We start from the raw sequence: 15,781 nt of genomic DNA, 5'->3' as shown, positions 1-15,781 counted from the left end.
GTCTGCGGGGGCCGTGTCATCTCCCGTCAAGGCGCATCGCTGCGGCCGCTGCAGCCGGCTCCTTCGGTGGGTGGCCCACTCGGCGCATATCGCTTCGGAGAAGCGGCGGATCCGAGCGGTGGCGACCTCTGGTTTGGAAAAGAGCAGCGGGCGCGCATCGAACTCCTCAAGGGAGTGCCGACCGCTTGCCCCTACCAGGACGAAGCGCCGGCCGAGCGCCGCGCGCATCTCCACTGCGCGAGCTTCTGAGGGGCCAGGGCCTCGAGTCTCTTCTACGGCCAAGCAGGAGAGCACGGCGCGCGCAGCGCCTGCCTCCACGGCTGGACTGGCATCAGCGATTCCTGGCGGAGCGGATCACTGGCTGCTCGAACAGCAGGCGCCTTCGCTTGGAAGACCCGATCACCAATCCCGCCACCCCGACAGCCGAAACGGGACTCGCCTGTTCGTTCGTGCGGGTTCCGTACAACTTTCCGGTGGCGTTGGGGGTCATCGCGGGTGGCTTCGGGGATCTTCCGGTGCCCTAAACCACCAGAGGGAGCTCGTATGAGATCGATTCCGGCTCGTGCCGGAACCGCAGGCGTGAGGTGGGCGGGACTGGCCGCGTGTGTCGTCGTCGCGGCGACGGCACTGACGGAAGCGTCGACCGGATCGGCGGTGGCGGCGTCGGCCCCGGCCGGCACGAAGGTCGTGCTGGACAGCGCGACGACCGCGGATGCCTATCCGTATCAGCCCACGGGCGGTCCGCTGATCGTCAACGTGTCCAACAGGGGGACGACCAAGGTCGACTCCTACACGTTCACCCTCGACACCACGTCACTCAAAGGCATCGCCGATGTGACTTCGTGCCCGGAGAAGGCGGACCACATCCTGGTCTGCGAGGAGGGCCACGGGCTCGTGCCCCGTGGACTCGACCAGTTCCAGATCGGTCTGCGGCGTGCGAAGGGCGCGCTGGTCGGGGCTTCGGGCGAGATCCGCATGACCGTGGAGTCGCACGGGGTCCGGCTCGCATCGCGGACGGTCAAGGTGACGGTCCCCGACGTGGGCCTGGTCCCCGACCGGCTGGAGCGCACCCCCGGCGCCAAGAAGGTGAAGCCGGGGACCTCCATGAAGGTGACGAGCGGATTCACGAACTACGGTGCCGCGCCACGGGACACCACGGTGGTCACCATGAACTACGAGGGCCTGACGCCCGACGAGGAGTTCAGCAACTGCGAGTACAGCACCTACGGCGATGCCAGGCACGGCGCCGGCCTGGTCCGCTGCGAGGTCAAGGGTCCGGTCGACGTCAACGGTTCGTACGACCTGGACCTGGGTTCGGTGACGGCCGACACTGCCGTGCTCAACGGCCACTTCGGCATTTCGTACGGGGGCACCTTCCAGTGGGGAAGCAACCAGCCCCACCACCGCGGCTCCGGTGGTGAACTGAAGCTGACGCCGCGCCCGGCCTCCGCACCCCCGGCCAAGCCGCAGGACATCGAGGCGACCATCGCGTTCGACGTCGACAACACCGCGGACATCCAGGCCGTGGGGACCACGGTGCAGCAGAAGAAGGCCGGGGACCTGGTGAAGGCCACGGTCGGCGTGCGCAACAAGGGCCCCGCCGGGATGGCAGCGTGGCTCGGCAGCGACCTGGGCGAGGACCCGCCGTACGAGACCCGTGTCTATCTCCCGGCGGGGACAGAGGCGGTCACCGCCCCCAAGGGCTGCGTCAGGTTCGCCCCCAGGAAGGGCGCCGTCTACTACCTCTGCTTCCAGGACACCCACGACGCGTGGATCGACCCCGGCCAGTACACGACCTGGACCTTCGACCTGCGCGTCGTCGATCCGGCCGCCCTGAAGCCGGGAACGATCAAGGTGACGTCGCTGAGCACCGACCCCGACGCGAGCAACAACACCGCGGCGATCGTCGTCCACGCCCCCGGTCACGCTTCGGGCCACGCCCCGGGCCACGGTTCGAGCGCCGGCGGTAAGGCCACCGACGGTAAGGCCACTGACGGTAAGGCCAACGGCTCGGGCGGTACGGCGGGTTCCAGCGGCACGGGGGGCGGCGCCATGGCCGACACCGGCACGAGTCCCGTGGTGCCGCTGGCTGCCGGGGCTTCGGCACTGGCCGTTGTCCTCGGCGGGGCACTGTTCCTCGGCTTCCGCCGCCGCAGGCGGGGCTGAGCCGGCAGCGCCGACAGCGCAAGTACCAGGCCAGGGGCCTGATCCACTCACTGGATCAGGCCCCTGAGTGGTTCCTGAGCTGCCTTCGGCGACCGTACCGATCACCCGCTCCTTCGCTCCTCCGCTCCGGCAACTGCTGCGCGCACTCGTCCAGTCGGTCTTCCCGAGCTCGGCTCGCGCTTGCATCACCGAAACCTCGTAAGCCATGCTTGCACCGTAGCTCTGTACGTTCTATACGTCCTGTACATTTCTCCTGTACGTTTTCCCGGGGGTGCGCTGTGACTTCCTGCAACGTCTTCGACTCGTCCGCCCGACCGCGCCGCACCGAGGCGCGATATGTGGTTCCGCGCTTCGTCGAGCGCAGTGCGAACGGCGTCCGCGAGTACGACCCGTACGCCAAGCTCTTCGAGGGGCGCATCATCTTCCTGGGCGCGGAGATCGACGACACATCGGCGAACGACCTCATGTCCCAGCTGATGTGCCTGGAGTCGATGGACCCGGACCGGGACATCTCCCTCTACATCAACAGCCCCGGTGGTTCCCTCACCGCGCTGACCGCGGTCTACGACACCATGCAGTACGTCAAGCCGGACATCCAGACGGTGTGCATGGGCCAGGCGGCCTCCGCCGCCGCCGTCCTGCTGGCCGCCGGCACGCCCGGCAAGCGCATGGCGCTGCCCAACGCCCGTGTGCTGATCCACCAGCCCTACGGCGAGACCGGCCGCGGCCAGATCTCCGACCTGGAGATCGCCGCCAACGAAGTCCTCCGGATGCGTGAGCAGATGGAGGAGATGCTGGCCAAGCACTGCGCCCAGCCGATCGAGAAGGTCCGCGAGGACATCGAGCGCGACAAGATCCTCACGGCGGAACAGGCCCTGGAATACGGGATCGTGGACCACGTGATCGCTCCGCGCGACATGCACTGAACCCAGAAGACGAGTACAGACAGGCGGTCGCGTCTTCGATGTTCCCCGAGTCTCCCGAGATCCCGGCCCTCACCGAGGCCGAGAGCCGGGTTGTCGATGCCTATCTGGCGGTCCTGAAACGACTGAGCGAGCTCAACCCGGCGCAGACGACGGGCACGTACACGGCGCTGCGCGCCGCTCAGGCGCTCGTGGGTGAGACACGCGCCCTGCGGGACGCGCTGTCGCTGATGTTCGAGCGCCGGCAGAAGGAGATTCACGTGCGCACGATGGCGAAGGCTCTGGAGTCCCTCGACGCGCACCGCTTCCTCTCCAGGCTGGAACCCCCACGGCTGCCAGGCCGCTGACAGCTTCGTCGGCTGCTGCCAGCGGTCTGTCAGTGGCCTGCCAGCAGGGTCCGGCACCGTCTTCCTCATCGAGAGCGGCGAACACCGCGAGAGCGGACGAGCGAAGAGATGGGGAGGGCGCACATGTCGTACGCCATCCGGGCCGAAGGCCTGGTCAAACGCTATGGGGACATGGTCGCGCTGGACGGCGTCGACCTGGAGGTGCCGGCCGGCAAGGTGATCGGTGTGCTGGGGCCGAACGGGGCGGGCAAGACCACCACCGTACGGATCCTGTCGACGCTGCTGCGGCCGGACGGCGGCCGGGCCACGGTCGGCGGGCACGATGTGGTGCGGGACCCGGTGCGGGTGCGCCAGCTCATCGGTCTCACCGGGCAGTACGCGTCCGTCGACGAGGGCCTGTCCGGGACGGAGAACCTGGTACTGCTGGGCCGGCTGCTGGATCTGTCGAAGCGGGCCGCGAAGGTACGGGCCGCCCAGCTGCTGGAGCAGTTCTCCCTGACCGAGGCGGCGGACCGGCCGCTCAGCACCTTCTCCGGCGGGATGCGCCGCCGGCTGGATCTGGCGGCGAGCCTGGTCGGCCGGCCGCAGGTGCTGTACCTGGACGAGCCGACCACCGGGCTCGACCCGCACGCCCGCGGCGAGGTGTGGGACGTGGTCCGGCGCCTGGTCGACGACGGTTCCACGGTGCTCCTCACCACGCAGTACCTGGAGGAGGCCGATCAACTCGCCGACAGCATCACGGTCTTCGACCGCGGCCGGGTCGTCGCCGAGGGCCGCCCGGGTGAACTCAAGCGCCGGGTCGGCGGGCAGATCCTCCAGGCCCGTCCGTCGCTGCTGCAGGACGTGCCCCGGGTGGCCGCGATGCTGACCGAGCTCACCGGCACCGCCCCCGTCCAGGACGGTACGAACGGGCTGCTGACCGTGCCCGCCGACGACCCCCTGCTGGTGTCCGCCCTGGCCCGCCGCCTGGCCGCGGACGGCATCGGCACCGACGAGATGGGGCTGCGCCTGCCCAGCCTCGACGAGGTCTTCCTGGCCCTGACCGGCCGCCCCGCCACCACCGACGACGAGCAGAACGACGACACCTTCGCTGAGAGGACCGCGGCATGAGCGCTCAGACCATCCCTGCCCACAGCACCCGACAGGCCGCCGCCCCCTTGCGCGTCGGTGCGGCCCGGTCCCTGCGGCACAGCCTCGCCCTCGCCGGACGCGGCGTCACCAAGTTCGTGAAGTCCCCGATGCAGCTCACCGATGTGGTGCTGACACCGGTCATCTCCCTGCTGATGTTCGTCTACATCTTCGGCGGCGCCATCTCCGGCGGCGATGACGACGCGTACCTGCAGTTGATCACGCCGGGGGTCATGGTGATGACCGTCTTCCAGGCGAGCATCGGCATCGGTGTCTCACTCAACGCCGACGCGAGCACCGGGATGTTCGACCGGTTCCGGTCCATGCCGATCGCCCGCTCGGGGCCGCTGGTCGGCGCCGTCCTCGCCGATTTCGTGCGCTACGTGGTCTGCCTCGGCACCCTGCTGGTCCTCGCCCTGATCATGGGCTACCGGATCGGCACGGACCCCCTGTCCACACTTGCCGCGCTGGTCCTGCTCATCGGTTTCGCGCTGAGCTTCTCCTGGCTGTCGGTGTACATCGGCATGCTGGCCAAGACCCCCGGTTCCGTGCAGGGCCTGATGACGATCGTGGTGCTGCCGCTGACCTTCGCCAGCAACGTGTTCGTGCCGGACCGGACCATGCCGGGCTGGCTGCAGGCCTGGTCGGACATCAACCCGGTCAGCCTGATGGCCGACACCGTGCGCGGTCTGCTCAACGGCGGCGCGGTCGCGCACCCGCTGCTCGGCAGCCTCGGCTGGATGGCCGGCATGGTCGCGGTCTTCTTCCCGCTGGCGATGCGCGCCTACCGCAAGAACGTCGGGTGATCCGCGCCTTCCCTGTCCGTCCGCGCACCTGGGCGCTGCACCGGCCGGCCGACTTCCCCGGCCAGCCGGTGCAGCGCGTCCGCCCGCGACAGGGCGGCGCCCTCGTCGAACGCCGCGCGGTACTCCTGCTCGCCGAGCCGCCGTGTCAGCCGCTCGGCGAGTTCGCGCAGCTCGGGCTCCCCCTCGTCGAACGCGCCCCGCATCACCTGGCTCATGCCGAGCGAGCGCGCCGCACCGGCCGGGTCGCCCTCCAGCGCGAGCAGCCCGCCGAGCAGCTCCGCGACCCAGGCGAGGCCCGCCCCCGCACCCTGGGCCAGCAGCCCGCCGGCCGCCTCGGGCAGCAGGGCCCGAGCCCCGGCGGCGTCGCCCGCGGCCAGCCGGTTCTCCATCCGGGTGCTGACGATCAGGTCCCGGGCCGGCTCCTCGGGGAGGGACCGGCTGCGGACGAACGATTCCAGTGCGTCCAGGACCCGGTCGGCGCCCGCCAGATCGCCTTCCCTGCGGTGCAGATTGGCCATGCCGGCCACGATGTTGGCCTCCAGACGGCGATGGCCCCGCTCCCTGGCCTGGGCCTGGGCCCACTCCAGGTCGCGCCGCGCGCCGGCCAGGTCGCCGCTGCGCCGCCGTTCGCGGGCCAGGCGGACCCGGCCGAGGTCCAGGTAGTCGTCGGTGCCGAGCTCCGAGCTGAGTGCGACCACCCGCTCGAACGTGGCGATGGCCTGCGGGTACGCGCCGCGCAGCGAGTGGTCACGGCCGATGGGGAGCAGGCTCATCACCAGGCCCCAGCGGTCCCCCACCTCCTCGAAGCCGCGCAGCGCGGCCAGCCGGGAGGCCTCGCCGGTACGCAGATCACCCTGCTCGGTGAGGACGAAGTCGTACGCGAGATGGGCGCTGGCCCGCACCCATGGGTCGGGCGACCGCAACGAGCGCGCGAGGCGGGCCTCGGGGGACTCCGGCTCGTCGTCGGACACGGCGAGCTGGGAGATACGCAGGAACAGCCCGGCCGGGTGGAACTCGCGGGCGCCCGCCGAGTCCACGTCCGCGACCGGCAGGCGCGCCCGGGGCCGCGCGCCCCCGAGGGCGCGCAACTCGGCGAGGGCCGCATCCAGTTGGGAACTCATGCCGCGCACACCCCAGTACCAGGACAGCGCTCCGACGAACCGGGCGGCCAGATCCCCGTCCCCGGCGTCCACGGCCGAGCGCAGCGCATGCACCAGATTGGGGTGCTCGGCGTCGAACACCGCGATCGCGTCGAGCTGCCGGCCGGTGCGCAGCCGGGGTTCGTGTTCCTGGGCGAGGGCGAGAAAGTACTGCGCGAACCGGCCGGTGAGGTCGACGTCGGAGGCGTCGAGCCGGGTGGCGGCATAGGCGCGTACGGTCTCCAGCATCCGGTAGCGCGGCTCGCCGTCACCCGTGTCCAAGGCGTCGACCAGCGACTTCTCGATGAGCGCGTCGAGGATGTAGAGGACGTCGTCGGCGGGGAGGTCCGCGTCCGCGCAGACCGCTTCCAGGGCGGTGAGCGTCGCCCCGCCGGGGAACGCGGACAGACGGCGGGCGAGGATCCGTTCGGACTCGTCGAGCAGGTCCCAGCTCCACTCGACGACCGCGAGCAGGGTGCGCTGGCGCGGCAGGGCCGTGCGGCTGCCCGAGGTCAGCAGCCGGAAGCGGTCGTCGAGGCGGCGGGCGATCCGGTCGACGCCCATCGAGCGCAGCTTGGCGGCGGCCAGCTCCAGGGCGAGCGGCAGCCCGTCGAGCCGCCGGCAGATCTCGACCACGGCGCCGACCGTGGCGTGATCGAGCGTGAAGCCCGGCCGGACGCTCGCGGCCCGCTCCACGAACAGCCGCACCGCGGCCGACCGTGCCGCCTCGCCGGGCTCCGGCTCACCGGCGGGTACGTCGAGCGGGCCGAGGTGGCACAGCGCCTCGCCGTCGATGGCGAGGGGTTCCCTGCTGCTGGCGAGGATCCTCAGCTGCGGGAGCCGCTGCAGGAGTTGACCGGCGAGTTCGGCGGCGGCATCGACGATGTGCTCACAGTTGTCGAGGACGAGGACGGCGTCGCCGATGTCGAGGAGCTCCGCCATCCGGTCGATCGGTGCGGCGCCCTGGGTGCGCCCGGCGTCGTAGAGGCCACCGTCCGTGGAGCCGACCGCGCCGAGCACGGCGTCGGCCAGCTGGCCGGGCGCCCCGACCCCGGCGAGCGGCACGAACCAGACGCGGCCGCGTTCCTGGGCCCGGTCCCGGCCGACCGCTTCCAGGGACAGCCGGGTCTTGCCCGCGCCCCCGGGGCCGACGATGGTGACCAGGCGGGACGCGGCCATCAGCGCGGCCAGCTGGGACAGTTCGCGCTCGCGGCCGACGAAGCTGGTCAGCCGGGCGGGCAGCCGGTTCGCCACCGGGTGCGGCCGGGCCGCCGCCGGGCGCTCCAACTCGCCTCGCAGCAGGGCGAGGTGGGTCTCCCTGAGACCGGCCGACGGATCGACGCCCAGCTCGTCGGCGAGCCGCTCGCGGATCTCCTCGTACGCCGCGAGCGCGTCCGACTGACGGCCCGCCGCCCACAGGGCCCGCATCCGCAGCTCGGCCAGGCGCTCGCTCAGCGGGTGGGCGGCTGCCGCCGTGCCCAGGTCGGCGAGGATCTCCGCGTGCCGGCCGAGCCGCAGCTCGGCCTCGAAGAGGTCCTGCGCCGCCGCGACCCGCAGATCGTCGAGGCGGGCGACGACAGCGACGGCGAACGGCGCCTCCCGTACGTCGGCGAGGGCCTCGCCCTGCCACAGCCCGAGCGCCTCGCGCAGCACGTCCGCCGCCTCTTCGTAGTGGCCCGCCGCGCACCGCGTGCGCCCCTCGGCGGCCAGCTCCTCGAACCGGGCGGCGTCGACCTCCATCGCCTCGTCCGCGGTGAGCCGGTAGCCCCCGGCGGCGGACTCCACGCGGGCCGCGCCCCCGAGCGCCCTGCGCAGCCGGGACACCAGGGACTGCAGCGCGTTGCCCGCCTCAGCCGGCGGGTCCTCGCCCCACAGGCCGCCGATCAACGCGTCCACGGACACCGGCCGGCCGGCCTCCAGCGCCAGCCGGGCGAACAGCATGCGCAGCCGGGCCCCCGAGACGGCGGCCGGCGGCGCACCGTCCGCACCGTCCCCGTGTCTTCGCACCTGGACAGGACCCAGCAGAACTATGCGCACGGCGCTTCCCCCGAGATCGACCGACGACCCGACACAGCATCCAGCACAGGCCGTGCCCGGTAAAGGCCATCCGGACACCTGGTCCCGGGCGTCGCGCCGCGCCCCGCGTCCTACAGGCCCACGTCGCGGCTGCGGATGTCCTCCAGGGACTCGCGGCGGACCAGGAGGCGGGCGTGGCCGTCGCGTACGGCTGCCACGGGCGGGCGGCCGACCAGGTTGTAGCCGGAGGCCATGGACAGCTGGTACGCGCCCGCCACGGGTACGGCGAGCAGGTCACCGGGGCGGAGGTCGGCGGGCAGTTCCGCGCCGGCGGCCAGGACGTCCCCCGCCTCGCAGTGCCGGCCCACGACGGTGACCCGGGCGCGGTCCGCCGTACCGGGCCGGCCGATCAGGCGCGGTGCGTACCGGACGCCGTACAGGGCCGGGCGGGGATTGTCGCTCATGCCGCCGTCGACGGCGACGAAGACGTGGTCGCCGGTGCGCTTCACCGACAGGACGCGGTACAGGGCGATCCCGGCGGGGCCCGCGATCGCCCGGCCGGGCTCGATGATCAGGCGGGGCACCGGCAGTCCGGCCGTGGCGCAGGCGCCGGCGAGTTCCGCGCGGACCCGGCGGGCCAGCGCCGTCAGGTCCAGGGCCGGTTCGCCGGGGCGGTAGGCGATTCCGTGGCCGCCGCCGAGGTCGAGTTCGGGCAGGACCAGGCCGTGCTGCTCGTACAGGCGGGCCATCAGACCGACCAGTCGGCGTACGGCCACCAGGTACGGCTTGACGGTGGTGATCTGCGAACCCAGGTGGCAGTGCAGGCCGGTGAGTTCCAGCTGCGGCTGGTCGAGGATGCGGGTGATGGCGTGCTGCGCGTGGCCGTCGGCGATGGACAGGCCGAACTTCTGGCCGTCCGTACCGGTGCGGATCTTCTCGTGGCCACCCGCGCTGATGCCGGGAACGACCCGGACCATGACCTTCTGGTGCCCGCCCGGTCCGACGGCGGCGGCCAGCCGTGCGATCTCGGCGGGGCTGTCGATGACGATCCGGCCGACGCCGAGACGCAGCGCGGTGTCCAGGTCGCGCGGCGACTTGGCGTTGCCGTGCAGCACGATCCGCTCCGCCGGGAAGCCGGTGGTGACGGCGAGTTCGAGCTCGCCGGCGGAGCAGACGTCGAGGCCGAGTCCCTCCTCGGCCGTCCAGTGGGCCATGGCCCGGCACAGGAACGCCTTGGCGGCGTACAGGACTTCTGCGTCGGGGAAGGCGTTCCGATAGGTACGGCAGCGGTCGCGTACCTCGGCCTCGTCCAGGACGTAGACGGGCGTGCCGAAGCGGTCGGCGATCTCGGCGAGGGGTACGCCGCCGACGGCGAGGTCGCCGTCCGGCAGCTCAGTCGTGGAGGCCGGCCACACCGACAGGTCGGCGGCGGTGGTGGGTTCGTGAACCGTGGTCATCGTGTCCGCTCCCCTCAGGCGGCCCGCAGCGCGGGCACCTCGGATGTGACCGGCGCGGCGGCCGGGGCGGTGAACCGCGGGTCCACCGTGAGGGCGGTGACACCGAGCGGCGCGGTCAGCGCGCGCAGGGCGGGCTCGGCGAGGCGGATCCACGGCCGTCCGGGGCCGAGGACGGCGGACAGCCGGCGCTCGGTGGTGAAGCCGACGGCCGTACGCTCGCCGAGCGGGGTACGGAAGAGCCGGGCCGCACACCCGCAGGGTCCCGGCCGGACCGGGACGTACAGGAGTCCGGCCGGGAAGGGATCGGAGGGCTCGGGGTCTTCGCCGTAGCGGAGTTCTGCCATGGGGTGCCTCCCGGTTCGGCAGGGAGCGAGGGATCTGGGGCCCCGGACGCGGGGAGGCGGTGCCGGGGCGCGGTGTCGACGTTATGCCCCGGGGCCGGGGGTTTCGGATGTGCCCTGACGGGACGCTGACGGTGTTCCGGACGGCCTTGACGACATGCTGACGGCAGCGGGGCGGGGCAGGCAACGCTCACCGGCGCCGGCGGGGTGCCGCTGCGACCCGAGCCCGGCAGCGGCGGGGCACCCGCCGGCCATGTCCCTGGATACTCTTCGGGGCGTGACGACCCAGCTGACCCTGCTGTCCCAAGTCGCCTGTCGTGGGCGGGAGATCACCGCACCCCGGCTGCGCGGTCTGCTCGCGCTGCTCGCGGAGGATCTGCGCACCGGCTGCAGCACGGGCCGGCTCGTGGAGGGGCTGTGGGGGGACGAGCTGCCCGAGCGGCCGGGCAAGGCGGTGCAGATCCTGGTGTCGCGGCTCAGGGCGCAGCTGGGTGCCGAGCTGGTCGTGAGCACACCGGCCGGCTACCGGCTGGCCCTGGACGAGACGCAGGTCGACGCGTCCGCGCTGCTGCTGCGCGAGGCGGCGAGCGCCGAGCGCGCGCGGGCCGGGGACCACGACGGCGCGCTGGCCGAGGCCGAGGCCGGGCTGGCCCTGTGGGACGGCAACGTGGGCGCCGCGGCGGGAGAGGACCTGCACGACCCGGTGGTGGCGCTGCGTGCCGACCGGGTCCGGGCGCACCGCTCGCTGGTCCGCTCCCGGGCCCTCGCCCTCGCCCGGCTGGGCCGGCGGGAGGAGGCCGCGGCACCCCTGGCCGAACTGGCTCAGGAGCTGGTGCGGGACGAGGAGGTGCTGGCAGAACTGCTGCGCTGCGAGGCCGCCACCGCGGGCCGGGCCACGGCACTGACCCGCTACGACGCCTACCGCCGCCGGCTCCGGGACGAGCTGGGCACCGATCCCGGGCCCCGGCTCAAGCGGGTCCACCAGGAGTTGCTGAGCGCGGACGCACCGCCGGTCCGCCACGGTGTGCCGCACGACCCGAATCCGCTGCTGGGCCGGGACGCCGACGTCGCCGCCGTGGCCGGGCTGCTGCGCGCGGCCCGGGTGGTCACCGTGGTCGGCCCCGGCGGCCTGGGCAAGACCCGGCTCTCGCACGCGGTGAGCCGGGCGGCCGAGCAGCCCGTGGTGCACTTCGTCGCCCTGGCCGGTGTCACCGCCGACGCCGACGTGGCCGGTGAGGTGGCCTCGGCGGTCGGCGCCGCGGAGGGCCGTCCGTTCCCGGGCGGCGGGGACGAGGTGAGCGGCATCATCGGCGCGCTCGGTACCGGGCCCGTGCTGCTGGTGCTGGACAACTGCGAGCAGGTGATCGCGGGTGCGGCGGCGCTCGTCCAGGCGCTGGTGTCACGCGCGAAGGACCTGCGGGTCCTGGCCACCAGCCGGGCGCCGCTGGGGCTGACCTCGGAGTCCGTGTACGCCCTGCCGGAGCTGTCCCAGGCGACCTCGGTGGAACTCTTCGTCCAGCGGGCACGCGCCGCCCGCCCCGGCGTGGAGCTGCCCATGAAAGCGGTGACCGAGATCTGCCGGCACCTGGACGGGCTGCCGCTCGCCGTGGAGCTGGCCGCGGCCCGGGTACGGGTGCTGTCCGTGGCCGACATCTCGCGCCGGCTCAGGGACCGGTTCACCCTGCTGCGCGGCGGCGCCCGCGACGCGCCCGAGCGGCACCGCACCCTGCGGGCGGTGGTCGACTGGAGCTGGAACCTCCTCGAACCCGACGGCCGGGCCGCCCTGCGCGCCCTGTCCGTCTTCCCCGGGGGCTTCACCGAGGACGCGGCACAGTACGTGCTCGGCGAGACCGGTGACGCGCTGGAGCTGCTGGAGCAGCTGGCCGGCCAGTCCCTGATCAAGGTGGGCGACAGCCCGTCCGGGGTGCGCTTCCACATGCTGGAGACGCTGCGGGAGTTCGGCTCCGCCCAGCGTGCCGAGGCCGGCGAGGAGGAGACGGTCACCGACCGGTTCCTCGCCTGGGCTCGGGACTTCGGCCGCGCCCACCACGACGTGCTGTTCAGCAGCGACCCCGTACCCGTCTGGCTGCGCGTCCGGGCCGAGCAGGACAACCTCGTCCTGGCGCTGCGCCACGCCCTGGCCCGCGCCGACGGGCCGAGCACGGCCGCCCTCACCGCCGTACTGGCCTCACTGTGGGCCACCGACTCCCACTACAACCGGCTCGTCGCCCTCGTCAACGAGACCGGCGGGCCGCTGTCCCGGTTCCGCCCCTCCCCCGACCGCCCCGAGGACGTGGAGTCCGCCCGCAGCGCGGCAGCGGTGTGCGCGGCGAGCCTGTTCATGGGCCACGGCCCGCGTGCGATACGGCAGTTGGTCACCCTGCGCCGGCTGCCGCCCGCGCCGCCGGACACCCTGCTGCGGGCGCTGGCGATCGTGCTGTGCGCCGTCCCGGACATTCATCCGCCGCAGTTCACGCGGCTGGAGGAACTGTGCGGGTCCGACGAGCCGCTGCTGGCGGGCATCTCGGCGGGCGTGGCGAGTTATGTGTGGGAGTCCCAGCACGACACGGAGCGCGCGCTGACGTACGCCCGCCGGATGCTCGAAGCGCTGGAGCCGATCGGCAATCCGGCCACCCTGCTGCTCAGTCACGGCCGGATCAGCCAGCTGTGCCTGCAGTCCGAGCGGGGCGCGGAGGCGTACGGCCATCTGCGGGCCGCGCTGGACGCGCTCGGCGAGTTCAGCCGGTTCGGCGACCTGTCGGACTCGGTCGGGGTGCGCTGGGGACTGGTGCTGGCCTGTCTGCAACGCGGGGAGATCGAGGAGGCGGAGTACTGGCTGGGGCTCGCGGCACTCGACCGGCCGCCGGAGTCCGCCCAGATCTACGCCCCCGATCTGTCGGCCCGGGCGGAGATCGCGCTGGCCCGGGGGCTGACCGAGGTCGGGCTCGGGCTGTGGCGGCGGGCGGTGGAGCGCATCCGGGAGGACAGCCTGCTGTACCCCGGTGACCCGTTCGTGGATCCATGGTCGCTGGAGGTGCGGTCTGCGGCGCTGGCGGCGCACGCCCAGGCCGGCCGGCTGGAGCCGGTGACCCGCCTCGCCGAGGAACTGCGGGAACGGCTGCTCGCCATGCTGTCCGACGCCCCGGCGGACGGCACTCCGGCCAACGGCGCTCCGGTGGAACTGCCGGTGTACGGCACCATGGTGCTGGCGCTCGGATTCGCCGGGCTGGCCCGGGGCGAACGGGGAGCCGTACGGCTGGTGGCGCTCGCGGAACGGATGCCGGCGGTGCGGGAGTTCCCCACCCTGTCCCGGTCCCGGTCCCGGGCGGTGGCCGAGAACGCCGACAGGGCGGCGTACGCCGACGCGAGGTCGAGGTACGCCGCCCTGAGCCGCGAGGAGTTGCGAGCGGAGGCGCTGCGCGAGCTGACGGCGGGGCTCTGAGGGGCGCCGGGCACTGCGGCTGCCTGAGGGGCGCGGGGAACTGCGCGGCCCGCCACGACGAACCCCCAGCCGCCAGCCGACTTCGCGCACCCCCACCGCAGGCGCCGCTCGCCGCGAACGTCACCGCTTCGGCTCGCGGTTGAACTGCGCCCTGGACCAGAGATAACCCAGCACCGACAGCCCCAGGAACCACGCCAAGGTCAGCACCGCGTTCTCCGTGCCGATGCCGCTGCCCCGCAGCAGCCCCCGCAGCGTCTCGATGGCCGGCGAGAACGGCTGGTACTCGGCGAACCAGCGGAACCAGCTCGGCATGGCGTCCACCGGCACGAACGCGCTGGACAGGAACGGCAGCATGACCAGCGGGGTCCCCATGTTGCTGGCCCCCTCCGGGTTGGGGCTCGCCAGGCCCATGCCGACCGCGATCCAGGTCAGCCCGAGGCTGACCAGCGCCATCAGCCCGATCACCGCGATCCACTCCACCGGCGTCGCGTCGGGCCGGAAGCCGATGGCCAGACCGATGCCCAGGACGAGCACCAGAGCCAGCAGTGTCTTGATCACGCTGCCGATCACATGGCCGATCAGCACGGAGGCACGGGAGATCGCCATGGTGCGGAACCGGGCCATGATGCCCTCGGTCATGTCGGTGCACACGGACACCGCGGTGCCGAGCGAGGTCATGGCGGCGGTCAGGAAGAGAATGCCGGGGACGAGGTAGGCGACGTAGTCGGCGCGGTTCGCGTGGCCGCCGTTGATGCCGGCGCTCATCACGTCACCGAAGACGTACACGAAGAGCAGCAGCAGGATGACCGGGGTGAGCAGGAGGTTCAGGGTGAGGGAGGGGTAGCGGCGGGCGTGCAGGAGGTTGCGCCGCAGCATGGTGAGGTTGTCGCGGACGGTGTGGGGGGCGGCGGCACTCATCGGACGGTCTCCTTGTCGGTGGGCTGCGAAGGTACGGAACTGCCGGTCAGGGCGAAGAACACGTCGTCCAGGTCCGGGGTGTGCACGGACAGCTCGTCGGCCTCGATACCGGCGGCGTCGAGCCAGTCGAGGATGGCGCGCAGCTCGCGCTGGCTGCCGTCGCTGGCGATCTGCAGGGTGAGCGCCTGGTCGTCCCGGGTGACCTCGCGCAGTGCGGTGGCCGCGCGTTCGTACGCCACCGGGTCGGCGAAACGCAGCCGTACATGGCCGCCGGGCACGAGCCGCTTGAGTTCCCCGGCGCTGCCCTCGGCGACCAGCTTGCCGCCGTTGAGCACCGCGATGCGGTCGGCCAGCTGGTCGGCCTCGTCCAGGTACTGGGTGGTGAGGAAGACGGTCGTACCGCCGGAGACCAGCTCGCGGATGATCTGCCACATGGTGTGGCGGGAACGCGGGTCGAGACCGGTGGTCGGCTCGTCGAGGAAGATGATCCGCGGGTCGCCCACCAGGGTCATCGCGATGTCCAGGCGGCGCTTCATGCCGCCGGAGTAGGTGGAGGCGGGCTTCTTGGCGGCCTCCACCAGGTCGAAGCGCTCCAGCAGTGCGGCGGTGACCTGCCGGCCCTCCCGGCGGGAGAGGTGGTGCAGGTCGGCCATCAGCAGCATGTTCTCCTCGCCGGTGATCAGTCCGTCCACGGCCGAGAACTGGCCGGTGACCCCGATGGCCGCCCGGACCGCCTGGGCCTGGCGGGTCAGATCGTGCCCGGCGATCCGCGCCTGTCCGCCGTCGGCGGAGATCAGGGTGGACAGGATGCCGACCGCCGTGGTCTTGCCCGCGCCGTTCGGCCCGAGCAGGGAGAAGACCGTCCCGGCGGGCACGTGGATGTCGATGCCGTCGAGGACGGTCTTGTCCCCGTAGGACTTGCGCAGCCCGGTGGCCGCGATCGCGAGTTCGTGGTCCGTCGTCGTCATGCCGCAGAGACTGCCGCCCGGGCGGTTCAGCACGGCTTCAGCCGGGTTTCAGCCCGCCGGGGAGGGCTTCAGCACACTGAAACCCGCAGGTGGGCGGTGGGTGACGGGCGCCCTTTAGGCTTCCTGTTGT

Annotated in this window: 11 protein-coding genes; 6 read left to right on the top strand and 5 right to left on the bottom strand. The window is 72.6% G+C overall.

Features of this window, described 5'->3' with window-relative positions; genetic code table 11:
- Positions 1–543: 543 nt before the first annotated feature.
- The 5 genes from ABZ624_RS18950 (at position 544) to ABZ624_RS18930 (ending at position 5,370) form a co-directional block, all read left to right on the top strand.
- Positions 544–2,166: a hypothetical protein gene (locus ABZ624_RS18950; RefSeq protein ID WP_360089681.1), complete on the top strand. Its 1,623-nt coding sequence runs from the start codon at positions 544–546 to the stop codon at positions 2,164–2,166.
- 278 nt (positions 2,167–2,444) lie between these two features.
- Positions 2,445–3,092 (top strand): ATP-dependent Clp protease proteolytic subunit, encoded by a 648-nt coding sequence (locus ABZ624_RS18945; RefSeq protein WP_360089678.1) that lies wholly within the window; start codon positions 2,445–2,447, stop codon positions 3,090–3,092.
- Between the two features lie 38 nt (positions 3,093–3,130).
- Positions 3,131–3,436, top strand: coding sequence for a hypothetical protein (locus ABZ624_RS18940; protein WP_360089675.1), 306 nt, complete (start codon positions 3,131–3,133; stop codon positions 3,434–3,436).
- 123 nt (positions 3,437–3,559) lie between these two features.
- Positions 3,560–4,546 (top strand): ATP-binding cassette domain-containing protein, encoded by a 987-nt coding sequence (locus tag ABZ624_RS18935; RefSeq protein WP_360089672.1) that lies wholly within the window; start codon positions 3,560–3,562, stop codon positions 4,544–4,546.
- Positions 4,543–5,370 (top strand): ABC transporter permease, encoded by an 828-nt coding sequence (locus ABZ624_RS18930; protein ID WP_360089669.1) that lies wholly within the window; start codon positions 4,543–4,545, stop codon positions 5,368–5,370. Before ABZ624_RS18935 ends, ABZ624_RS18930 begins: the two co-directional genes overlap by 4 nt.
- On the opposite strand, the gene ABZ624_RS18925 is transcribed toward ABZ624_RS18930, so the two are convergent.
- The 3 genes from ABZ624_RS18925 to ABZ624_RS18915 all read right to left on the bottom strand — a co-directional run bounded on the left by ABZ624_RS18925 (position 5,349) and on the right by ABZ624_RS18915 (position 10,326).
- Positions 5,349–8,546 (bottom strand): BTAD domain-containing putative transcriptional regulator, encoded by a 3,198-nt coding sequence (locus ABZ624_RS18925; RefSeq protein WP_360089666.1) that lies wholly within the window; start codon positions 8,544–8,546, stop codon positions 5,349–5,351. The two genes, ABZ624_RS18930 and ABZ624_RS18925, sit on opposite strands and share 22 nt — an antisense overlap.
- A gap of 110 nt (positions 8,547–8,656) precedes the next feature.
- Positions 8,657–9,982, bottom strand: a complete 1,326-nt coding sequence (gene lysA / locus ABZ624_RS18920; protein WP_360089663.1) for a diaminopimelate decarboxylase — start codon at positions 9,980–9,982, stop codon at positions 8,657–8,659.
- 14 nt (positions 9,983–9,996) lie between these two features.
- Positions 9,997–10,326 (bottom strand): SAV_915 family protein, encoded by a 330-nt coding sequence (locus tag ABZ624_RS18915; RefSeq protein ID WP_360089660.1) that lies wholly within the window; start codon positions 10,324–10,326, stop codon positions 9,997–9,999.
- 274 nt (positions 10,327–10,600) lie between these two features.
- Here ABZ624_RS18915 and ABZ624_RS18910 point away from each other — a divergent pair, with 274 nt between their 5' ends.
- Positions 10,601–13,765 (top strand): BTAD domain-containing putative transcriptional regulator, encoded by a 3,165-nt coding sequence (locus tag ABZ624_RS18910; protein ID WP_360089657.1) that lies wholly within the window; start codon positions 10,601–10,603, stop codon positions 13,763–13,765.
- A gap of 120 nt (positions 13,766–13,885) precedes the next feature.
- On the opposite strand, the gene ABZ624_RS18905 is transcribed toward ABZ624_RS18910, so the two are convergent.
- Both ABZ624_RS18905 and ABZ624_RS18900 read right to left on the bottom strand, forming a co-directional pair.
- Positions 13,886–14,683, bottom strand: a complete 798-nt coding sequence (locus ABZ624_RS18905; RefSeq protein WP_360089654.1) for an ABC transporter permease — start codon at positions 14,681–14,683, stop codon at positions 13,886–13,888.
- Entirely contained in the window at positions 14,680–15,651 is a 972-nt protein-coding gene (locus ABZ624_RS18900; protein WP_360089651.1) for an ATP-binding cassette domain-containing protein, read from the bottom strand. The genes ABZ624_RS18905 and ABZ624_RS18900 overlap by 4 nt, the downstream gene beginning before the upstream one ends.
- Positions 15,652–15,781: the final 130 nt, after the last annotated feature.

Source organism: Streptomyces sp. NPDC007205, assembly GCF_040634095.1.
Taxonomy (GTDB): Bacteria; Actinomycetota; Actinomycetes; order Streptomycetales; family Streptomycetaceae; genus Streptomyces.
Note: the sequence above shows the minus strand (reverse complement) of the source record. Positions and strands in the feature narration are given on the sequence as shown.